17 protein-coding genes are annotated in these 21529 nt (G+C 54.8%); 10 read left to right on the top strand and 7 right to left on the bottom strand.

What is annotated here, in order from left to right:
* The first annotated feature begins 170 nt into the window (after positions 1 to 170).
* The 5 genes from rstA (at position 171) to HZZ01_RS04565 (ending at position 5492) form a co-directional block, all read left to right on the top strand.
* Positions 171 to 896 carry a two-component system response regulator RstA gene (gene rstA, locus HZZ01_RS04585; RefSeq protein ID WP_179895686.1) on the top strand — a complete coding sequence of 242 codons (726 nt, stop codon included), beginning with the start codon at positions 171 to 173 and terminating at the stop codon, positions 894 to 896.
* A complete protein-coding gene (gene rstB, locus HZZ01_RS04580) occupies positions 893 to 2194 on the top strand; it encodes a two-component system sensor histidine kinase RstB (RefSeq protein WP_179895685.1) in 1302 nt (433 codons plus the stop codon). The genes rstA and rstB overlap by 4 nt, the downstream gene beginning before the upstream one ends.
* A gap of 19 nt (positions 2195 to 2213) precedes the next feature.
* Positions 2214 to 3701, top strand: coding sequence for a carboxypeptidase M32 (locus HZZ01_RS04575; RefSeq protein ID WP_179895684.1), 1488 nt, complete (start codon positions 2214 to 2216; stop codon positions 3699 to 3701).
* Positions 3702 to 3860: 159 nt separating this feature from the next.
* The gene (gene asr / locus HZZ01_RS04570) at positions 3861 to 4391 is read left to right on the top strand and encodes an acid resistance repetitive basic protein Asr (RefSeq protein ID WP_179895683.1); all 531 of its coding nucleotides are present in this window, start codon (positions 3861 to 3863) and stop codon (positions 4389 to 4391) included.
* A 291-nt stretch (positions 4392 to 4682) separates the two neighbouring features.
* Positions 4683 to 5492, top strand: coding sequence for a serine protease (locus tag HZZ01_RS04565; RefSeq protein ID WP_179895682.1), 810 nt, complete (start codon positions 4683 to 4685; stop codon positions 5490 to 5492).
* 57 nt (positions 5493 to 5549) lie between these two features.
* Here HZZ01_RS04565 and hrpA read toward each other — a convergent pair whose 3' ends face one another.
* Positions 5550 to 9452 (bottom strand): ATP-dependent RNA helicase HrpA, encoded by a 3903-nt coding sequence (hrpA, locus tag HZZ01_RS04560; RefSeq protein ID WP_179895681.1) that lies wholly within the window; start codon positions 9450 to 9452, stop codon positions 5550 to 5552.
* A 256-nt stretch (positions 9453 to 9708) separates the two neighbouring features.
* Here hrpA and HZZ01_RS04555 point away from each other — a divergent pair, with 256 nt between their 5' ends.
* A complete protein-coding gene (locus tag HZZ01_RS04555; RefSeq protein WP_179895680.1) occupies positions 9709 to 10308 on the top strand; it encodes an FMN-dependent NADH-azoreductase in 600 nt (199 codons plus the stop codon).
* A gap of 64 nt (positions 10309 to 10372) precedes the next feature.
* On the opposite strand, the gene HZZ01_RS04550 is transcribed toward HZZ01_RS04555, so the two are convergent.
* From HZZ01_RS04550 to HZZ01_RS04540, 3 genes are read right to left on the bottom strand one after another with little or no spacing between them, the layout of a single operon-like run.
* Positions 10373 to 10711: a YdbL family protein gene (locus tag HZZ01_RS04550; RefSeq protein WP_179895679.1), complete on the bottom strand. Its 339-nt coding sequence runs from the start codon at positions 10709 to 10711 to the stop codon at positions 10373 to 10375.
* Between the two features lie 11 nt (positions 10712 to 10722).
* Positions 10723 to 10911 (bottom strand): YnbE family lipoprotein, encoded by a 189-nt coding sequence (locus HZZ01_RS04545; RefSeq protein ID WP_003853757.1) that lies wholly within the window; start codon positions 10909 to 10911, stop codon positions 10723 to 10725.
* Positions 10908 to 13538, bottom strand: coding sequence for a YdbH family protein (locus HZZ01_RS04540; RefSeq protein WP_304622165.1), 2631 nt, complete (start codon positions 13536 to 13538; stop codon positions 10908 to 10910). Before HZZ01_RS04540 ends, HZZ01_RS04545 begins: the two co-directional genes overlap by 4 nt.
* Before the next feature lie 145 nt (positions 13539 to 13683).
* Between HZZ01_RS04540 and HZZ01_RS04535 the strand changes: the two genes are divergently transcribed.
* A complete protein-coding gene (locus HZZ01_RS04535) occupies positions 13684 to 14676 on the top strand; it encodes a 2-hydroxyacid dehydrogenase (protein ID WP_179895677.1) in 993 nt (330 codons plus the stop codon).
* Positions 14677 to 14722: 46 nt separating this feature from the next.
* Here HZZ01_RS04535 and HZZ01_RS04530 read toward each other — a convergent pair whose 3' ends face one another.
* Positions 14723 to 14998: a DUF333 domain-containing protein gene (locus tag HZZ01_RS04530; protein WP_179895676.1), complete on the bottom strand. Its 276-nt coding sequence runs from the start codon at positions 14996 to 14998 to the stop codon at positions 14723 to 14725.
* Positions 14999 to 15182: 184 nt separating this feature from the next.
* Here HZZ01_RS04530 and HZZ01_RS04525 point away from each other — a divergent pair, with 184 nt between their 5' ends.
* The 3 genes from HZZ01_RS04525 to ttcA all read left to right on the top strand — a co-directional run bounded on the left by HZZ01_RS04525 (position 15183) and on the right by ttcA (position 18272).
* Positions 15183 to 15839, top strand: a complete 657-nt coding sequence (locus HZZ01_RS04525; RefSeq protein WP_179895675.1) for an MgtC/SapB family protein — start codon at positions 15183 to 15185, stop codon at positions 15837 to 15839.
* A 207-nt stretch (positions 15840 to 16046) separates the two neighbouring features.
* A complete protein-coding gene (locus HZZ01_RS04520) occupies positions 16047 to 16304 on the top strand; it encodes a hypothetical protein (RefSeq protein ID WP_179895674.1) in 258 nt (85 codons plus the stop codon).
* A gap of 1032 nt (positions 16305 to 17336) precedes the next feature.
* On the top strand, positions 17337 to 18272 hold the full coding sequence (gene ttcA, locus HZZ01_RS04515) for a tRNA 2-thiocytidine(32) synthetase TtcA (protein WP_179895673.1): 936 nt from the start codon (positions 17337 to 17339) through the stop codon (positions 18270 to 18272).
* Between the two features lie 517 nt (positions 18273 to 18789).
* Here the strand turns inward: ttcA and zntB are convergent.
* Together zntB and HZZ01_RS04505 are read right to left on the bottom strand one after the other, a co-directional pair.
* The gene (gene zntB, locus HZZ01_RS04510) at positions 18790 to 19773 is read right to left on the bottom strand and encodes a zinc transporter ZntB (protein ID WP_179895672.1); all 984 of its coding nucleotides are present in this window, start codon (positions 19771 to 19773) and stop codon (positions 18790 to 18792) included.
* A 118-nt stretch (positions 19774 to 19891) separates the two neighbouring features.
* On the bottom strand, positions 19892 to 21511 hold the full coding sequence (locus tag HZZ01_RS04505; protein ID WP_179895671.1) for an ABC transporter substrate-binding protein: 1620 nt from the start codon (positions 21509 to 21511) through the stop codon (positions 19892 to 19894).
* Positions 21512 to 21529: the final 18 nt, after the last annotated feature.

Genomic DNA, 21529 nt, shown 5'->3' with positions numbered 1-21529 from the left:
TCCTCATGGTAATCATCAATATCCCAAACCTGGCGCAAAAAGGCCGCGCTAATGATTGCACATTTTGCCGGTTGTATACCAGCAAGCCACGGATATTTCGTGCGATAACGTAGAGCTCAGGACCAGGAAAAGATATGCTTTCATTCACTCCTGTCTCTGCTCTGTGAACTATGAACAAAATTGTTTATGTAGAAGATGAACCCGAAGTGGGTTCGCTGATTGCGGCTTACCTTGGCCGCCATGATATTGAGGTGATCGTCGAGACGCGTGGTGACCGTGCTGAATCAGTGATAGTTGAACAGCAGCCCGATCTGGTGATGCTGGATATCATGTTACCAGGCAAGGACGGCATGACCATCTGCCGTGACCTGCGGGCCAACTGGCAGGGGCCGATCGTGTTGCTCACCTCACTCGACAGCGACATGAACCATATTCTGGCCCTGGAGATGGGTGCGCAGGATTACATCCTGAAAACCACCCCGCCCGCGGTGCTGCTGGCTCGCCTGCGCCTGCATCTGCGTCAGTCCCATCAGGGACAGCCCGAAGATACACCGAGCGCACCTGCCGCCAACCGCATGCTGCGTTTTGGCTCGCTGACCATTGATGCTCTGAACCGCCAGGTCACGCTGTTTGAGGAGCAGATCGCTCTTTCCACCGCAGATTTCGATCTGCTGTGGGTGCTCGCCAGCCATGCGGGCCAGACACTTAACCGGGATGCGCTGCTGAAAACGTTGCGTGGCGTCAGCTATGACGGCCTGGACCGCAGCATCGACGTGGCAATCTCCCGCCTGCGTAAAAAGCTGCATGACAGCGCCACCGAGCCGTTTCGCATTAAAACTATCCGTAATAAAGGCTATCTGTTTGCGCCTCAGGCCTGGGATACCCGCGGACTATGAGAAAGCTTTTTATTCAGTTTTATCTGCTGCTGTTCGTCTGCTTTCTGGTGATGGCGCTACTGGTGGGTCTGGTCTACAAGTTTACTGCTGAGCGCGCAGGCCGCCAGTCGATGAATGACCTGATGGCCAGTTCGCTCTATCTGATTCGTAGCGAACTGCGCGAGATTCCGCCGCGTGACTGGAATAAAACCATCAAGAGTCTCGATCTCGGCCTGTCATTCGACCTGCATATTGAGCCGATGAACAAATATCAGCTTGATGAGAGCAATATGCGTCGGTTGCGCGCCGGGGAGATTGTCGCGCTCGATGACCAGTACACCTTTTTGCAGCATATCCCGCGCAGCCACTATGTATTATCAGTGGGGCCGATCCCCTATCTCTTCTATCTGCATCAGATGCGCCTGCTGGATATTGCCCTGCTGGTGTTTATAGGCATGTCGCTGGCGTTGCCGGTGTTTATCTGGCTGCGTCCCCACTGGCAGGAGATGCAGCGACTGGAGAAAGCAGCTCAGCGCTTTGGCCGTGGTGAGCTGGATGTGCGCACCCATTTTGACAGCACCTCCAGCCTGTTCCGGCTCGGCATCGCGTTTAACCAGATGGCCGAGAATATCAACACGCTGGTCGCCAGCAAGAAGCAGCTCATTGATGGCATCGCGCATGAGCTGCGGACACCGCTGGTGCGTCTGCGTTATCGGCTGGAGATGAGCGACAACCTCACAGATGGCGAACGGGTAGCGCTGAATCGCGACATCGGCCAGCTTGAAAGTCTGATTGAGGAACTGCTGACCTATGCGCGCCTTGACCGACCCCGCGTCGATCTCAATCTGAAATCGCTGGATCTGGCCTGCTGGCTAGGCGAAAGACTGGACGATTTCCGCACCATCAACCCGGACATACGCCTTGACCTTGACCTGCCACAGCGGGAAAACATCGGCATTTCTGATACCCGCCTGATGGAGCGGGTGCTGGATAACCTGGTGAACAACGCACTGCGCTATGCCCAACAGCGGCTGCGCGTCAGTTTATGGTTCGACGGCCCGACTGGCTGTCTGCAGGTTGAAGATGATGGCCCGGGTATTCCGCCGGAAGAGCGTGAGCGCGTTTTCGAACCCTTTGTCCGGCTTGATCCTAGCCGCGATCGCGCCACAGGCGGCTGCGGACTCGGCCTGGCGATTGTTCACTCTATAGCCCAGGCACTGAGCGGCAATGTTACTATTGAGTCCAGCCCGCTGGGCGGCGCCAGCGTTCGCTTTTGCTGGCCGGTTGATCTAACCTTGCGGGAAATTCCGCTGCGTTAAAAACCACAAGGAGTCCTGCGTGACCTCAGCGTATCAACAACTTACCAAAACCTTCCAGCGCCTTTCCCGCTTCAGTCACGTCACAGCCATTGCAGGATGTGATATGCAGACCACCATGCCGCCAGGCGGCAGTCAGGCGCGTGGTGAAGCGCTGGCAGAAATGAGCGTGTTGCAGCACCAGATCCTCACCGCTCCTCAGGTCGGCGAGTGGCTTAAAGCCGCTGAACAGCAGTCGCTGAACGATGTCGAACGTGCCAATCTCAACGAGATGCAGCGCGCATATCAGCAAGCCAGCCTGCTGCCAGATGATTTTGTTGAAGCCAAATCGATCGCCGGTTCGGTCTGCGAACATGCGTGGCGCACTCAGCGTCCAGCCAATGACTGGCAGGGTTTCGCCGCCAACCTCAAAGAGGTGGTGCGTCTGAGCCGTGAAGAGGCTCAGCGCCGCGCCGACGCCAGTGGCTGCTCCCGTTACGATGCGCTGCTGGATCTCTATGAGCCGGGGATGACCCGCGCCCGGCTGGATGCGACCTTTGGCGAACTGAAAACCTGGCTGCCTGACTTACTGCAGCAGGTAGTGGAAAAACAGGCGCAACAGCCCTGTATTACGCCTCAGGGTCCGTTCGCCGTGCCTGCACAGCGTCAGCTCGGTCTCAGCATCATGGAAACCCTGGGTTTCGACTTTAACCACGGCCGCCTCGACATCAGTGCGCATCCCTTCTGCGGCGGCGTGCCGGAAGATGTGCGTATTACCACCCGTTACAACGAGAATGAGTTTCTCAGCGCCATGATGGGCGTGATTCACGAAACCGGTCACGCCCGCTATGAGCAGAATCTGCCGCAGCAGTGGCGCGGTCAGCCGGTAGCGCTGGCGCGCTCTACAGCTATCCACGAATCACAAAGTCTGTTTATGGAAATGCAGCTGGGTCGCAGCCGCGAATTCCTCCAGCGTATTATGCCGCAGGTGATCGCCACCTTTGGCGATCAGCCCGCCCTGCAGCCGGATAATTTCGTGCGCCTGGCCCAGCAGGTGAAACCCGGCCTGATCCGGGTTGATGCCGATGAGCTCAGCTATCCGGCGCATGTCATTCTGCGCTACGAAATCGAGCAGGCGTTGATCGAAGGCGAGATCGAGGTTGAGGATATCCCTGCGCTGTGGGATGAGAAGATGATGCAGTCGCTGGGCCTGGATACCCGCGGTAATTACCGCGATGGGTGTATGCAGGATATCCACTGGACTGATGGTGCATTTGGCTACTTCCCAACCTATACGCTGGGCGCCATGTACGCCGCGCAGCTGTTCCGGTCGGTACAGAACGCCATTCCGCAGCTCAGTGAGCTGATTCAGCATGGTGAGCTGCAGCCGGTATTCGACTGGCTGCAACAGAATATCTGGCAGCACGGCAGCCGTTTTTCCACCGACCAGTTACTGACAAACGCTACTGGCGAAGCACTGAATCCGGCTTTCTTCCGCCAGCATCTTGAACAACGCTACCTGAATAGCTAAGCTTTCGGGCGGTCATCTGACCGCCCTTTCCCGCCTTTGTACAATCGGTTACACGCCGATACCAAACACCCACGGACACCGTTCATTGATTTCCCTATAGTCTCTTCACCGGCCCCGCAGTGGGCTACACATGAAAAAATAGTCTCCGAGGGATTTGCAATGAAAAAATTATTTGCACTGGTTGTCGCCGCTGCTATGGGTATGTCTTCTGTTGCTTTCGCTGCTGACACCACAGCTGCTCCAGCTGCTGCGCCAGCCGCAACAACTACCACTACCGCTGCAGCACCGGCTAAAACTGTTCACAAAACTGCGCACAAGAAACACCATAAAGCTGCTCAGAAAGCCCAGGCTGCTAAGAAAGTTCACCACAAAAAAGCAGTGAAAAAAGATGCAGCGCAGAAAGCGCAGGCTGCTAAAAAAGTTCACCACAAGAAAGCGGTAAAACCTGCTGATCAGAAAGCACAGGCCGCTAAAAAAGTTCACCACAAAAAAGCAACTAAACCAGCCGCTCAGAAAGCCCAGGCTGCTAAAAAAGTTCACCACAAAAAAGTAACTAAACCAGCCGCTCAGAAAGCCCAGGCTGCTAAAAAAGTTCACCACAAAAAAGTAACTAAACCAGCCGCTCAGAAAGCTCAGGCTGCTAAAAAAGTTCACCACAAAAAAGTTGTGAAACCAGCAGCTAAAAACTAAGGTCGCCTTCAGCGCACGGCCACATGATGATTTAAAACACCCGGTTCTGCCGGGTGTTTCTTTACTGGAGTGGATGAAATGACGAGAGTGGATGAAATAGTGCGTCGCTATCGCTTCGAAATTATTCTGCTTGTTATGATCCTGTGTGGCATTGTTGCAGCCAGCTTTTTTATTTAGAAGCTGTAGCGTACTGATTAACCAATAAAACTCCCTTTTTCAACGCTCACCGACTATAGTTACCGTACTTACGTAATAACAATAACGTTAACTTTTCTCGCCATTGAGATTTCTATGCGCCTGGCTACCCTGTTAATGGTTGGACTCTTCAGTTTTGTCACCACGGTTCATGCCGATGATGACGACGACTCACCCACTCCTGCTGAAATTAAGATGCTGTTTTTCGGCAAAGATCATCGCCAGGCCATTACCGATATTACCGCGGCCCCCTGGGATGCCATTGGTCAGCTGGAAACCGAAAGCGGCAACCTCTGTACTGCCACGCTCATCTCTCCGCATCTGGCGCTGACGGCCGGACACTGTCTGCTCTCCCCGCCGGGAAATTTCGATAAGCCGGTTGCGCTGCGATTTATGGCCAGCGATAAAGGCTGGCGCTACGAGCTTCATGATATTGATGCGCGGGTTGAACCTTCGCTGGCGTCAAAACTAAAAGCGGATGGTGAAGGCTGGATCGTGCCGAGCAGTGCAGCACCCTATGATTATGGCATCGTGATTTTACGCAATCCGCCGTCAGCGATTACGCCTATTCCGCTGTTTGATGGCTCACGCAGCGATCTCACTGCCGCTCTTAAGCTGACCGGACGTAAAGTGACGCAGGCGGGCTATCCGGCCGATCATCTCGATACGCTCTATTCTCACAGCGATTGCCTGATTACCGGCTGGGCGCAGCGCGCCGTGCTGTCGCACCAGTGTGACACTCTGCCGGGTGACAGTGGTTCACCGCTGCTGCTCAAAAGCGATAAAGGCTGGCAGTTAATCGCGGTACAAAGCTCAGCGCCGGCAGCGAAGGATCGTTACCTGGCTGACAACCGTGCGATTTCAGTCACCTCGTTTAAAGACAAACTGGAATCCCTCGCGCAGTAACCGCACTGACTCTCTGCCAATTGGGTGCGCGCCTGTTACGACGCGCACCCTGGCTTCTTAACCCGCTATCTGTTCCATCGTCTGCAGAATACGCTTTTCTGAGATGGGATACGGCGTACCCAACTGCTGAGCAAAGTAGCTGATGCGCAGCTCTTCAATCATCCAGCGAATACTCTGCACCTCTTCATCATCCTGACGCTGCGGCGGCAGCTTATTGCGCCACGCCTGATACGCCTGTTCCACGGCTTGCACTTTTAACATCCGGGCACGATCGCTGTGCGGATCGGCAGGCAGTTTTTCCAGTCGCCGCTCAATGCCCTGCAGATAACGCAGCGTATCGGCCAGCCGCTGCCAGCCGTTGCCGGTGACAAAACCGCGATAGACCAGACCATTTACCTGCGCCTTGATGTCAGATAACGCCAGCGCCAGGGTCATATCGACCCGGCCCTTAAGACGCTTATTGATGTTGAAGACTGCGGTGAGGATCTGCTCAACCTGCTGTGCGATCGTCACTACGGTCTCATTGAGTTCACCACGTACTTTGTCACGCAACTGCTCAAACGCGCCCTGGTCCCAGGCCGGACCACCTGCTTCCCCTATCAGCTTATCGATGCCACAGGCGATGCAGTCGTCGATCAGCTCCAGCACTTTGCCATAGGGGTTAAAGTAGAGTCCGAGCTTGGCTTTGTTCGGCAGCTTCTCATGCAGATACTTAACCGGCGACGGCACATTCAGCAGCAACAGGCGACGCTGGCCGCGCCACATCATTTTTTGCTGCTCCTGCTCGCTGTCAAACAGGCGAATGGCGACGCTCTCATTCTCATCGACCAGTGCAGGCCAGGCTTTGACCTGATAGCTGCCGCGCTTCTGTTCATAGCTGCGCGGCAGATCGCCAAAGCTCCAGATGTGCAGTCCGCTCTGCTCCAGCCCGTCATCCGCCACTTTCGATAGCGTTTCCTGCACTTTATCTTTTAGCTGAGCCTTGAGCGCAGTGAGGTCTTTACCTTCCAGCAGCTTGCGATTGTGCTCGTCCACCACACGGAATGTCATTTTCAGATGATCGGGCACCTGTTCCCACTGCCAGTTTTCCCGCTCCAGGGTAACGCCGGTCATGCGGCGGAACTCCCGCGACAGCGCGTCAAGCAGCGGCATCTCCATCGCTTTCACCCTGCCTAAAAACGCCTCGGCGTAATTAGGGGCTGGCACCAGGTTACGGCGCAGCGGCTTGGGCAGCGACTTAATCAGCGCGATGATTAGTTCACGACGTACGCCGGGGATCTGCCATTCAAAGCCGCTGTCATCAATCTGATTCAGCAGCGGCAGCGGAATATGCACTGTGACGCCATCCGCATCTGCACCTGGCTCGAACTGATAGCTCAGCTTCAGCTTGAGGTTGCCCTGATGCCAGAAGTTGGGGTAATCGAGCTGGCTGACTTTATCCGCGCCCTCTTTGATCAGCATCTGCTTGTCGAAGTTCAGCAGCTCGGCGTTTTCACGGCTGGCCTGCTTCCACCAGCTATCGAAATGCTTCGCCGACACTACCTCTTTGCCAATGCGCTGGTCATAAAAAGCAAACAGCGTTTCGTCATCCACCAGGATGTCGCGGCGACGGGATTTGTGTTCCAGATCTTCCACTTCACTGCGCAGCTTCTGGTTAGCCCGGAAGAAGGCATGGCGGGTCTGCCAGTCGCCCTCCACCAGCGCGTGGCGGATAAACAGCTCACGGCTCAGCGTGGGATCGATGCTGCCATAGTTCACCTTGCGGGCCGCGACTATCGGCAGGCCATAGAGGGTGACTTTTTCGGCGGCCATCACCGCGCCCTGCGATTTCTCCCAGTGCGGTTCACTGTAGCTGCGCTTAATCAGATGCTGCGCCAGCGGCTCAATCCACTCTGGCTCAATACGGCCCGCGGTGCGCCCCCACAGGCGGCTGGTCTCAACCAGTTCTGCCACCATCGTCCACTTCGGCGGCTTCTTAAACAGTCCGGAGCCAGGGAAGATAGAGAAGCGGGTATTGCGTGCGCCGGTATACTCCTGTTTATCGCTATCTTTCTGGCCGATATGCGACAGCAGACCGCTTAACAGCGCGCAGTGAACGGGCTGCAGCTCAGCCGGTTCACTGTTCACAGGAATACCCAGTTCACGCACCACCTGCCGCAGCTGGGTATAGATATCCTGCCATTCCCGCACGCGCAGATAGTTAAGGAAATCGGTTTTGCACTGACGACGGAAAACATTGCCGGACAGCGCTTTCTGTTGCTCCGCCAGGTAGTTCCAGAGATTCACATAGGCGAGGAAGTCGGAATCTTTGTCGGCAAAGCGCCGGTGCTTTTCATCAGACGCCTGCTTTTTATCAGCCGGACGCTCACGCGGGTCCTGAATCGACAGGCCAGCGGTGATGATCATCACTTCACGCACGCAGCCAAACTTCTGCGCTTCCAGCACCATCCGCGCCAGGCGAGGATCCACGGGCAGCTGTGCCAGCTGACGCCCGGAGCCGGTGAGTTTGTAGTGACCGTTTTCTTCATTCAGGGTCAGCGCGCCCAGCTCTTCCAGCAGGCGAACGCCATCCTGGATATTGCGCTTATCAGGCGCTTCCACAAACGGGAAGGCGGCGATATCACCGAGTCCCAGCGAGGTCATCTGCAGGATCACCGACGCCAGGTTGGTGCGCAGGATTTCAGGATCGGTAAAGGCCGGACGACCCAGAAAGTCATCTTCTGCATACAGACGAATACAGATACCGTCCGAAACACGGCCGCAACGCCCTTTACGCTGGTTGGCAGAGGCCTGTGATATCGGTTCAATCGGCAGTCGCTGCACTTTGGTACGGAAACTGTAGCGACTGATACGAGCCGTACCGGGGTCGATCACATATTTGATGCCAGGCACCGTCAGCGAGGTTTCCGCAACGTTGGTCGCCAGCACAATGCGACGGCCACTGTGCGACTGAAATACCCGGTTCTGTTCCGCATTCGACAGTCGCGCATAGAGCGGCAGCACTTCGGTGTGCGGCAGATCGCGTTTGTTCAGCGCATCTGCTGTATCACGGATTTCGCGCTCGCCGCTCATAAAGATCAGGATGTCGCCACGGCTTTCCCGCCCCAGTTCATCCACCGCATCAAAAATCGCCTGCAGCTGATCACGATCGCCATCCTCCGCGTCTTCGACCACCGGGCGGTAGCGCACTTCAACCGGATAAGTCCGGCCAGAAACTTCAATCACCGGCGCATTATTGAAATGACGGGAGAATCGCTGTGGATCGATGGTCGCAGAGGTGATGATGACTTTCAGATCGGGGCGGCGCGGCAACAGCTCACGCAGATAACCGAGCAGGAAGTCGATATTCAGGCTGCGTTCGTGTGCCTCATCAATGATGATGGTGTCATATTGCATCAGCAGGCGATCCTGCTGGATTTCCGCCAGCAGAATCCCGTCCGTCATCAGTTTAATCTGCGTCAGATCGCTGACCTGGTCGTTGAACCGCACTTTATAGCCGACACAGCCGCCCAGTGAGGTGCTGAGCTCATCGGCAATGCGGTTTGCCACGGTCCGGGCGGCCAGACGGCGCGGCTGGGTATGGCCAATCAGACCGGTGATACCGCGTCCCAGCGCCAGACAGATTTTCGGCAGCTGGGTGGTTTTACCCGAACCGGTTTCACCGGCAACAATCACCACCTGATGGTTGCGAATCGCCTCAGCAATATCCTGCTGCTTCTGACTGACCGGCAAATTATCCGGGAAGGAAATCGCTGGCGTCGCCGCGCGGCGCTGGGCCACGCGCTGTTCAGCGGTGATAAATTCCTGCTCAAGCTCGCTGGCGATGCCCTGCTGAGCCTCAGGATTTTTGGCTTTTCTGGCACCCTGTAAACGGCGCTGTAGCCGCTGGCGATCGCGCAGCATTAAACCGTCGAGCCGTGACCAGAGCGCTGCCAGTGGGGAAGTATCGGGAGATGACATAATTGTGACGTACCTTACTCAGACGGTGTCGCTGCCTGAAGCAGCGCCCTGCAAGCCGGGATAACCAGCTGATCTAATAAAATAATTGCGCGTATCTTAGCACATTCTGAACCGTTCAGGCGGCTGGCCCCGGCTGCGCTTATTCAATAAATTCGAACATGGGTCTCGAAATATTGCGCTTTCACCGCGCCATCGATAACCGTAGAGTGTAAACCATTGAGCGGAAACTCTTCCGCGTTACAGACAGGAAACCACCATGACCAAAGTTTTAGTTCTGAAATCAAGCATCCTCGCAGGCTACTCACAATCAAGCCAGCTCGCTGACTTCTACGTTGAACAGGCAAAGGCACAGGGTAAAGAAGTGACTGTACGTGATCTGGCTGCTAACCCGATTCCGGTTCTGGATGGCGAGTTAGTGGGGGCAATGCGCCCTTCCGATACGCCACTGTCACCGCGTCAGCAGGAAGCACTGGACCTGTCCGATGAACTGATTGCAGAACTTCAGGCTCATGATGAAGTGGTGATTGCCGCGCCAATGTACAACTTCAACATTCCTACGCAACTGAAAAACTATTTCGACCTGATTGCCCGTGCTGGCGTGACGTTCCGCTACACCGAAGCAGGCCCGGAAGGTCTGGTTAAAGGCAAAACTGCGGTCGTTATCTCAAGCCGTGGCGGCATTCATAAAGACACCCCAACCGACCTGCTGACCCCATACGTTAAGCTGTTCCTGGGCTTCATCGGCATCACTGATGTTGAGTTCGTGTTTGCTGAAGGCATCGCTTACGGTCCGGAAGTGGCCAGCAAAGCGACGGCTGAAGCGAAAGACGCTATTAAGCAGATCGTGACCGCATAGTCTGAGCCATCTCAGGATGACACTGTAAAAAAACCGGGCCTCGCGCCCGGTTTTTTTTCGCCGGTTACTGACTGCTGTCTGCTTCTTTTCTCAGCCATTGACCATTAATGCCGCGCACATACTCCCCTGCAGCCGCACGGCTCACCAGCTTCTGTCCGGCAATACTGGCGACATCGGTCGTGGAGAGATTATTTTGCTCTGCCAGCCGCTGATACTCCAGCTGACGCCCGGCATTAATCCGCTGCACCAGCGCCAGCGTTTCACTGTCCTGCGAACGTGCCGCCAGATAGCCGGAGAGCGTTTCACCTGCACGGCCTGATTGCCTTGCCTCATCCAGCGTCAGTGCCCAGGCAGGTTGCGTCATCGTCAGGGCGAGTAACAGCGCCGCGCTTATGCGTTTCATCGTGGATCTCCTCAGAACAGTCCGCTCTGGTTTTTCAGTAACGCCTCCACGTCTTTATCAACTTTGATGTGAATCTCATGCTCGATTTTCACGTTCATGTTGATGGTGATGGGGTCTTTGGGTGCCGTGACTTCAATGCGCGGCACGCAGCCGATGCTCAGCAGTCCGGCTGCCAGAACCAGTAGTGGCCTCAGGCTCATGGTGAAGTGTCCTTGTTCGATGGCAAAGTCGCATGTTGCTCTAACCAGGATTGCAAATTATCGCCAAAGCGCAGGCTGCGCCAGAGCTGAAACAGGTTTTCCTGATGACGATAGTTGAGATTGACCGTCTGACGACGGTTACTGAACTGGCTGACGCCCTGTACCTGCGCCGCCATGGTGAGGTCGCCGAGGTTATTCAGATTGATTGTCGCCCAGGTGCGGGAGACTTCCATATAGCGTAACCAGTCCAGTGCGGCGCCGGTCGCTACGTTGTTGCGGGTAATCGCATCTGCCATATCTTTATCCAGCCGGAAAGTCAGCGGACCGCTGTTGGCAATCCACCCTTTCTCCACCAGCCAGCGCGGGTTATTGAGCCACAGCGGCAGCTCGCCGTTAACCTTGCCTGACATGGCAAACTGATTAGGCTTCAGCGCCGTCACCAGCTCGCTAAGGCTGATATTACGCAGCGACACCCTGGCAGGTTCATGCTGCGGCATACGCAGAGATGGCAGCGTGATTTGCCCGCCCAGCACATCAAGGCTGACATCCTGTAATGTCAGCGGTGTCTCTTCAGACCACGGCCAGTTACCCTGCAGATCGGCACGAATATTCTGCATCGCAAACTGGTTCTTCACCTCGGCAATGCGCAGTGACACCGGGCCATGCTGACCAAACTGCCATTGCTGCTCATGGAACCTGAACGGCAGTGAGAAGTCGATACCGTTCACCTGACTGTCCGGCGTCCAGACGCTGCCCTGTTTAACCGTCCAGTGGCCTCCGGCCTGGAAGCCCTGCTCACTGGCGGCGGAGAAAGCGACCTGTGCCTGCAAACTGCCGCCCTGAATCTGCATTTTCATGTCGGGGCTGAGCAGCGGCTGAAACACGGTCAGCGACTGTGCCGGCCACCACGCCTGGCCGCGTAACCGTTCGCCGTCCCAGCGGCCGTTCACCCGCAGCGGGCCAACCTTGCCCGCTTTTAATTCGCCACGCCAGAGAAAATAGCCGGGATCGCGGCCTTTCGCCTCGAAGTCCAGCGTGGAGTCAGCCAGACGGCCGCCATAGCTGAAGCGGGTCGGCCCCGCCTGCAGTCTGAAATGGCCCTTGAAGGAAGGTTGCGCCGCATCACGCTGCCATTTTACGGGTTCAGTCAGCGTCAGACGCGGGTTTGCGACGTTAACGCTGCCATAGGCCAGCTGATTAAATCCGGTGGAGAGCGTATCCAGATGGATCATTGTGTCGTGCCAGCCGCCAGTGCCTTTAACATCCCAGCGCGCCTGCAGCGGCAACATCTCGCCACCTCCCCAGTAGCGCCAGTTCCATTCGCCCTTATCGGGCCAGAAATCCGTGGCGCGACCATCAAGATGAAGCCGGAAGCGGCCAAAGCTGGCATCGTGCGCGTTGAGAATAGCCTGCAGGCGGCCATCAATACCCTGCGAGGAGAGTCGCACACCCGCCAGCGGCCAGCGCGCCTCATCGACCTCCAGCGTTGACAGCAGTTGACCCCGCAGACGCAGCAGCGATTTGGGTTGCAGTACTAACTGAGGATCGAGCAGCGAGCCGCTGAGTACGCCTGGGATGGAACCATAGAGTTGCAGATCAGCCAGCTTGCTTTCGCCGGTCAGCTGAAATGGCAGATTGCTGTTGGTGAGGCTCAGGTTGCCGGGACCGAGGCCCAGGACCACGTTGCCCTTGCCGCCGCGCCCCTGAGTCAGCAGGTTGATGCGACCGGTGATCTGACTGCCCTCCAGGCCCGACTGCCAGTTATCCAGCGTCAGGTTAACAAACCCTGACAGCGGCTGGGCCGCCAGTGGCCAGACGTATTCGCCCTTTTCAATCCGAATCTGATCGCGGCTAATCTGCCAGGGCAGTCTGAGAAGCGGCCGGTTCTCTTCCGCCATTGCCACGCGCAGCTCGCCCTGCTGATGCTGCCAGTTAAGGCTCAGTTGCAGCGGATGCGGCAATGCATTGAGTGCCAGCTTTCCGGCTACCTCGCCATTCACCGGCAGATCCGTGGCGAAGGTGGGTAACTCAAGATGACCACTCAGCGTGATGGGTTCAGGTAGTGCGGGATGAGTGAGCGTCAGGCGGCTGATCGCGAGTTGCTGACCGGTCAGCGTAGCCGCCAGTTGCAGATTATCGCCCTGGTAATTGAGTTGCTGGCGATCTTTTTCCAGCGTCAGATCCAGCGCGCCCGCATAGGTCTGCCACGGCGCGACGATCAGCTTGCCCAGATGAACGTCAGCGCCCGGCAACATGGCCTGCCATTCGGCCAGGGTTTTGGGCGCTGTCGTGCTGCCGTCACCAACAGGTAATTTTTGCAGACAGGTGCTGTCCAGCGTCAGCTCTTCCGCATTGAGTTTCCACCGGGACTGATGCCAGCCCAGTGATACCGCCTCTACGGTTGCCAGCGAGCAATCGCCTGCGAGATAACGAATCCGGGGCAACCACAGGCCGCCCTCACGCCAGCGCGGTGCACCGGTCAGCTCAATGCGGGTCGTATCAGGCAGCCAGATGCCGACCAGCCTTGGCAGCCATTGTGTCACTGTCAACATCAGGCCGAGCAGCAGCAGAATCAGCGCCAGAATGGCCGCCAGCCGTCGCCGAAAAATCCGTGGCATAAAAGCCATAATCCTTTCCCTTACCCTATCCTGACGCCGATGATGGCATGTAATCTGCCTGAGGTGAAGGACTGCGCCAGGTGCAGGTCAGCTGTTTCAGCAAAGTCAGTCAGAAAACGTTATCCTTGAAATATCACTCTGCAGGAGCATAACGATGAAGATCGCGGTATACAGCACCAAACATTACGATCAGAAATACCTTGAGCAGGTTAATCAGCAGTTCGGCTTTGAACTGGTTTTTTTTGACTTTTTACTCTCTGAAAGTACGGCCAAAACCGCTGTGGGATGCGATGCCGTCTGCATCTTTGTAAACGATGATGGCAGCCGTCCGGTACTGGAGGAGCTGGCCGGGCTGGGTGTGAAAACTATCGCGCTACGCTGTGCCGGCTTCAATAATGTTGATCTGACCGCGGCGAAAGAGCTGGGGCTGGAGGTGGTGCGGGTGCCGGCTTACTCACCGGAAGCGGTCGCTGAACATACGATCGGCCTGATGATGACCCTGAACCGCCGTATTCATCGTGCTTATCAGCGCACCCGTGACGCAAACTTTTCGCTTGATGGGCTGACCGGCTTCAACATGCATAACAAGACCGCTGGCGTTATCGGCACCGGTAAAATCGGGATTGCGACGATGCGCATTCTGAAAGGTTTTGGTATGCGGCTGTTGGCATTTGATCCCTACCCAAGTGAGCAGGCGCTGGAACTCGGTGCGGAATATGTCGATCTGAAGACGCTGTTTGCGGAATCCCACGTTATTACGCTGCACTGCCCGCTGACACCGGAGAATCATCATCTGCTCAACGCCGATGCGTTTAAACAGATGCGCGATGGGGTCATGATCATCAACACCAGTCGCGGTAGTTTAATCGATTCCCAGGCTGCGATTGACGCGCTAAAACAGCAGAAGATTGGCGCACTCGGCATGGATGTTTATGAAAATGAACGAGACCTGTTCTTTGAAGATAAGTCGAATGATGTGATTCAGGACGATGTGTTCCGCCGTCTGTCAGCGTGCCATAACGTGTTGTTCACTGGCCATCAGGCGTTTTTAACCGCCGAAGCGCTGACCGCCATTTCTGAAACGACACTGAATAATCTCAGCCAGCTCGACCGGGGTGAAGACTGCCCGAACCGACTCACTGCCTGACTAATCTCAGGATGACTGTGCGGGCCGGAGCCATCCGGCCTGTTTATCAGCGCGCGCAATTCCCGCCAATCAACGCTTGCTCATCACAGCGACGACCATTCACTAACTGACACATTCCCACACGCGTTCCATCCAGCTGGTGCGAAAACGCCAGCGTTCCACCCGCATTCGAACAGGTACTTTCTGCCAGGGAAGACATCACCACACGTGGCTGGATATGGGCGGCGGTGGCTTGTTGCGGTGGCTCGTTATCATCACTGTTACTGCTGCAGGCAGAGAGTAATAACGCGGCACCAGCCAGCAAAAAGGGGGCTGCTTTCATCAGTCGGACTCCGGGAATGGGGGTAATAGGCTGGCTCAGCATATGTCAGGCAGCACAAGGGGTCGAGAGGTGAAACAGCTTTTTACAAAATTCTCCGACATCATTTGCAAGCAGAATTATCTTGTTTACCTGTTATCGCTGAACTGGCACCCTTTTTCGGCCCCTATTATTTCGGAGTTAAGCCATGTTAATGGATATGTTAATTCGCATCGCCCTGGCCGGTATTCTCGGCGGTCTGATTGGCCTGGAGCGTCAGATGCGGGCCAAAGAAGCGGGACTGCGTACCCATATTCTGGTTGGTATCGGCAGTGCTATGTTCATGCTGGTGTCAAAATATGGTTTCGCCGACATGCTCACCAGCGACCATGTGGCACTGGACCCCAGCCGTATTGCAGCCCAGGTTGTCAGCGGCATGGGCTTCCTGGGCGCGGGCACCATTATGATTCAGAAGCAGGTGGTGAAAGGCTTAACCACGGCGGCGGGATTATGGGTGACGGCGGCGATTGGTCTGGTGATCGGCAGCGGCATGTATGAGATTGGCATTTATGGCACGGTGCTGGCGCTGGTGGTGCTGGAGGTGTTCCGCCGCCTGAGCCATCTTTTAATCGGCAAACATCATACGCTGCTGGTTTTCCTTAAGCCTAAAAGTGTGCCGCTGGTACTGCTGGTTATGCAGCGCGAAGGCATTCGCTACGGCAACGTGACAGTGGTTAATCGTGATGAGGAAAGTGGTCTGTGTGAACTCAGCGTTCAGGTGACGCTATCTCGCAAGTCAAACGATGCCCACCTCTATGATAAGGTCATGGAGATTAAGGGCGTGCAGTCACTGGAGATGATGTAACTCCCCCTCTATATACCCTTCTCTTCAGACACGGCCAGACAGGCATCCGCCGCCAGCAGAGGGCAGTCACCGCCCTCTGCTGGCTATTCAACTCTCTTCTGTAAAAATCAGAATCGCTGGCAGCCTGACCTGAAACATAGAGACCGCCGGGAATTGATGGCATAATCTGTCACTGTTTATTAGTGTGATAATTTTATCCGGAAACCAATGCCTCATAAATCTGACCTTCCTGAAGATGCCTTATGCGCTACAGCGCCTAAAAATCGGGTAGCGATAAGCGTGCTGATTTTTACGCTGATTGCGGGTGCTATCGCCATCATGGTGATTCTGGATCATCGTAATACGGTAAATAATGCGCTGGAGACCGGGCAATGTCTCGCTGAGGAGGGGGCAGAAGATTTATTTGAAGCACTCAGGCATTTTTTACATCACGCCTATCGCTGGATTTTCAGAGCCTGTGGCTGACAGTACAATTCCATTGCACATTCAGTGCAGCAGGAAATGCAGTAATCCGTGTCGGTTTACCAGCAGCAAAATGCCACAATACATGACTGCAACATAGCAGAGTAAAAAGAGTAACAGCATCATAATAAATTTGAGGCCATACTTTTTTATTTTTTGACGGCTAACCGAAAGTCTCATAATCGTTAATATTTGATTCATTTTACTCACATATATAGCCGGACATTAAACGGCTTCATCTGCACCCTGTATTGCCGAAATGTGCGAAACGAATAAGCTGTCGAAGCAGACACTATAATAATTCCCTGATACGCACAATCTATCGCCTGTTCCTTAACAATTTACTGATTATCATGACGTAAATGATACATATTCGCGCTAAATAAGACGACATCAACATCTGCAAGCCTGACACAAAACGGTTTGATTTTAATGCGATACATTATTTTTCAGCAAGATGAAGTGTAATTATATACGCGCAGTATTAACGCATACTCAACAGGCAGCACTTATCAGCATGCGATATCTGAAAATCAATCACGGTTCACAAACTCATCGCTAATGGATTTATGAAAAAATATTTAATTTGATTCGTGTAAAATCATAAGCGTACCAACAGGACCTCTGTTTATAGGGGATTGATTAATAGCGGCGCATGCTGTTTTTATTTCCGCATCCGGAAGCATGAATGAAAACGCTGTTACTTCTCACTGTCATGTTAATAACCGCCGGCTGTGCGGCAAAAAAAAACATTTGCAGGCTGATGCTAATCAGGCATCACTGCCCTTCTGCTCAACGTACAGTAATGAGATCGATTGTCAGTGGGAAAATGTCCCCACCCGCTGACATCGCGCACCCACGACTCGCCGCCTCCGGCAGCGATTATCCGCTGATTACTTCACTCCAGTACTGGCATTCGCGGCAACAATCCGTACCATACGCTGCATATTCGTGACACCGCAGTGAAGTGTCTGGCTGAGCGCGCACAGTAATTTGCCCTTCGGCTACGCTTTCTGGTTTTTGAGATAGGTGAAAATGCAAGATAATCAAACGGTTGACAAGAAAGAACAGTACAATCTGAATAAACTTCAGAAACGACTGCGTCGTAATGTCGGCGAAGCCATTGCAGATTTTAATATGATTGAAGAAGGCGACCGCATCATGGTCTGCCTGTCAGGCGGTAAAGACAGCTACACCATGCTGGAAATTTTGCGCAGTCTGCAAAAAAGTGCGCCGGTCAATTTTAGCCTGATTGCCGTTAACCTCGACCAGAAACAGCCAGGCTTCCCCGAGCACATCCTGCCGCAATATCTTGAAGCCCAGGGCGTTGAGTACCGGATTATCGAAGAAGATACCTACTCTATCGTCAAAGAGAAAGTCCCGGAAGGCAAAACCACCTGCTCACTCTGCTCGCGCCTGCGCCGTGGCATTCTCTATCGCGTTGCGACTGAACTGGGTTGTACTAAAATTGCGCTGGGCCACCATCGCGATGACATCCTGCAGACGCTGTTCCTGAACATGTTCTACGGCGGAAAACTGAAAGGTATGCCGCCAAAGCTGATGAGCGATGATGGCAAACAGATCGTGATCCGTCCGCTGGCCTACTGCCGCGAGAAAGATATCATTCGTTTCTCAGAAGCGCGTCAGTTCCCGATTATCCCGTGCAACCTCTGTGGTTCTCAGCCAAACCTGCAGCGTCAGGTCGTGGCTGATATGCTGCGCGACTGGGATAAGCGCTATCCTGGCCGTATCGAAACCATGTTCAGCGCAATGCAAAACGTCGTGCCGTCGCACCTGGCAGATATCAATCTGTTCGATTTTAAAGGGATTAAGCATGGCGATGCCGTCGTTGATGGCGGCGATCTCGCCTTTGATCGTGAAACCCTGCCGTTGCAGCCTGTGGGCTGGCGTGCTGATGAAGATGATGTGCCGGATCTTAGCGTACGTCTTGATGTGCTTCAGATTAAATAAGCCCCTTGCAATTTTAAGGGCGTGCTGCTGGCAGCACGCCCTTTTTTTATATGTTGCGGTGTGGCGGTGGATCCATTATCGGCGGATATTCCGGATCGGTCGGCTGATCAGGCTGGGGCTGCGGGTGGGGAATGGGCTCAGGAATCGGGACTGGATCCGTAGGGATCGGCTCGCTGTTAAAAATCGCGCTCATGCCGTACTCCTTTTCATGCGAATGGACTTTAAGCTTAGGAAAGGATTGGCGTTCCAGCCAGGCGGGCAAAAAAAAAGCCGGCACAATGGCCGGCATGTTTCGAATTAAATGTGCTATGCAATAATTCTAAATATGGAAATAAGACAATATGGAGCGCAACGCCCATCGCTTGACGTTGCATTCACCTGCGGGAGAGAGTTTGCGTCAGCGGCGACATTCGGTTATTGATGTCGATCAGCTTTTGTTTTCTTAACGCGATTTTCAGCCCACCCGACGGTACTTCCGTAATCAAATGAGACTCCCGCCCGGGTCACCTCTCCCTCGCTAAAGCCAGTGCCGTTTGCGCAGGTAGCCCGCGACCCCCACCGCCAGTGCCACCAGCAACAGACAAAAGATAGTAAAGCCATACTCCCATCCGCCGCCTGGAATGCCGCCCAGGTTGACACCAAACAGGCCGGTCAGGAACGTGGCGGGCAAAAAGATCATCGCCATCAGTGACATGGTATAGGTGCGGCGGTTCATCGATTCTGCCATCGCAGAGGCGACTTCGTCAGCCAGAATCGCGGTGCGCGCCACGCCCGCATCCAGATCATCCAGCCCGCGCCCCAGACGGTCGGCAATCTCCTGCATCCGGCGCCGTTCGCTGTCATCCATCCAGGCCAGTTTTTCACTGGCGAGCCGGGCATAGACATCCCGCTGGGGTGCCATGTAACGCCGCATCACAATCAGCTGTTTGCGCAGCAGACCGAGCTCGCCGCGCGCGGGCATCTGCTGGTCAAGCAGCGCATCTTCCAGCTCGATGATTTTGTCATGTAACTCTTCGATAAATTCACTGGTGTGATCGGTCAGGGCATCACAGACATCAACCAGCCAGCTGCCGCAGTCAATCGGGCCGTTGCCATTTTGCAAATCAGTGAGCACTTCATCGACGGCAGAAACTTTACGCCGTCGGGTCGAAACGATGAGCTTATCGTTGATAAACACCCGCATCACCACCAATTGGTCGCGGCGCGCATCGGTATTGTGGTTGACGCTGCGCAGCACGATCATAAATCCGTCGCCCAGTCGGCTGACGCGTGGACGCATGCTGTCGCCCGCTAAGGCATCACGCACGGCATCGGGGATCTGTGGCGTCGACTGCAGCCATTCTGCGCTCTTGCTGTGGGTATAGTTCAGATGCAGCCAGCAAGGCTGCTCACACTCAATAACTTCATCTTCAGCAATGGGGATCATCCCCCCCTTGCCATCCAGCTGGCAGGAGATGATAGCATCTGAAACCTGTAATGCTTTTCCTTCAATGACGTCCACAACGTTGCCTCACCACTAATATCAATACGATACAGTCTAACGTGAGGGCGTTGAGTTGCAATCGCAGGGCTGTGAAGAAAGATGTCAGCAGGTGGCCGGAAAATCGGCCACCACAGGCTTAGTGCTTTTCAATCCACAGTTCACGGCTGTAGGCGACATCTTCAGGGTTGGTGATCGGATAGCCTTTAACCCAGGGTTTAATCAGTCGGCCATTGGTGTACTGATAGAGGGGGGCGACCGGGGCCTGCTCAGCCAGGATTTGCTCGGCACGATTGTAATCGCTGTTACGTGCCTGATCGCTGGTTTCACGGCTGGCTTTAGCGATAACCGCATCATAATCCGCGTTACTGAAGCGTGAGATATTGCTGCTGTTGCCAGAAGTCAGCAAGTTCAGGAAGGTTGAGGGCTCGTTGTAGTCGCCGACCCACGAAGCCCTAATCACATCAAAGTTTCCGCTGTTACGGCTGTCAATGTAGGTTTTCCACTCCTGGTTCTCCAGGGTGACATCCACACCGAGATTCTTTTTCCACATTGAGGCCACGGCAATCGCAATCTTTTGATGGCTCTCTGAGGTGTTATAAAGCAGTTTGAGTTTTAATGGCTTGCCGGGGCCATAACCGGCGGCAGCCAGCAGCGATTTGGCCTGCGCATTCAGGCTATTCTGATCGTGCTGTTGCATGAAAACAGGCAGAGGCTTAAAGCCTGCAGTGACATCGGGCGTAAAGTGCCATGCCGGTTTTTCTCCGGTACCCAGCACTTTTTCGGCAATCACTTTTCGGTCGATTGACCAGGACAGCGCTTTGCGCACCCGCACATCAGCCGTCGGCCCTTTCTGCGTGTTAAACGCATAGTAATAGGTGCCTAACTGGTCGGGTGTGTAGACCTCTCCCGGCAACGTTTTCTTCAATAGCGCATACATATTTTTAGGGAAGGATTCGGTGATATCGATATCATTGGCACGATAACGTTTGGTCGCGCTCGACTCTTCATTGATGGGCACAAAGGTCACTTTTGTCAGCACCGAATGTGCATCATCCCAGTAGTGAGGATTACGGGTCAGGACGATCTTCTCGTTCACGACCCGCTCGCTCAGCTGATAGGCACCGTTACCGACCAGTTTGCCGGGTGCCGTCCAGCTGTCACCTTCCTGTGCAATTATTTTCTGGGGCACCGGGAAGAGCGCCACGTTGGCCACCAGCGCCGGGAACCACGGCACCGGACGATCCAGCGTCACCCTCAACTGGTATTTACCCTGGGCAGCCACGCCAAGCTTATCGGGCGTCATTTCGCCTTTGGTAATCGCCGCTGCATTTTCAATGCCACTCAGGCCTGCGAACCAGGCAAAAGCAGAACTGTTTTTGGGATCGACCAGGCGCTGCCAGCTGTAGACAAAATCCTGAGCAGTGACCGGATCGCCGTTCGACCAGCGCGCGTTATTGCGCAGGGTGAAGACCCAGGTTTTGTTATCGCTGCTGCTCCAGCTTTGCGCCACACCCGGTACAATTTTGCCCTGCGCATCCTGATTAGTCAGGCCTTCAAACAGATCCCGAATCACCTGAATTTCCGGCAGCCCCACCGCTTTAAGCGGATCGAGGGAAGCGGGTTCATCTTTAATGTGGCGGACGATCTGCTGCTGTTCAGCCAGCTGCGCGCCAGCGGGAGGATTCGCCGCGATGGCGGGTGTGAGGATGCTGCTCAGACTGATTGCTGCCAGCGTCATGCGAAAGGTCTTTACCATTATCACTCCTTTACCCCA

Origin of the sequence: Pantoea sp. WMus005 (assembly GCF_013415305.1) — a bacterium.
GTDB lineage: Bacteria > Pseudomonadota > Gammaproteobacteria > Enterobacterales > Enterobacteriaceae > Pantoea > Pantoea rara.
This window is presented reverse-complemented; position numbering and strand designations above follow the sequence as displayed.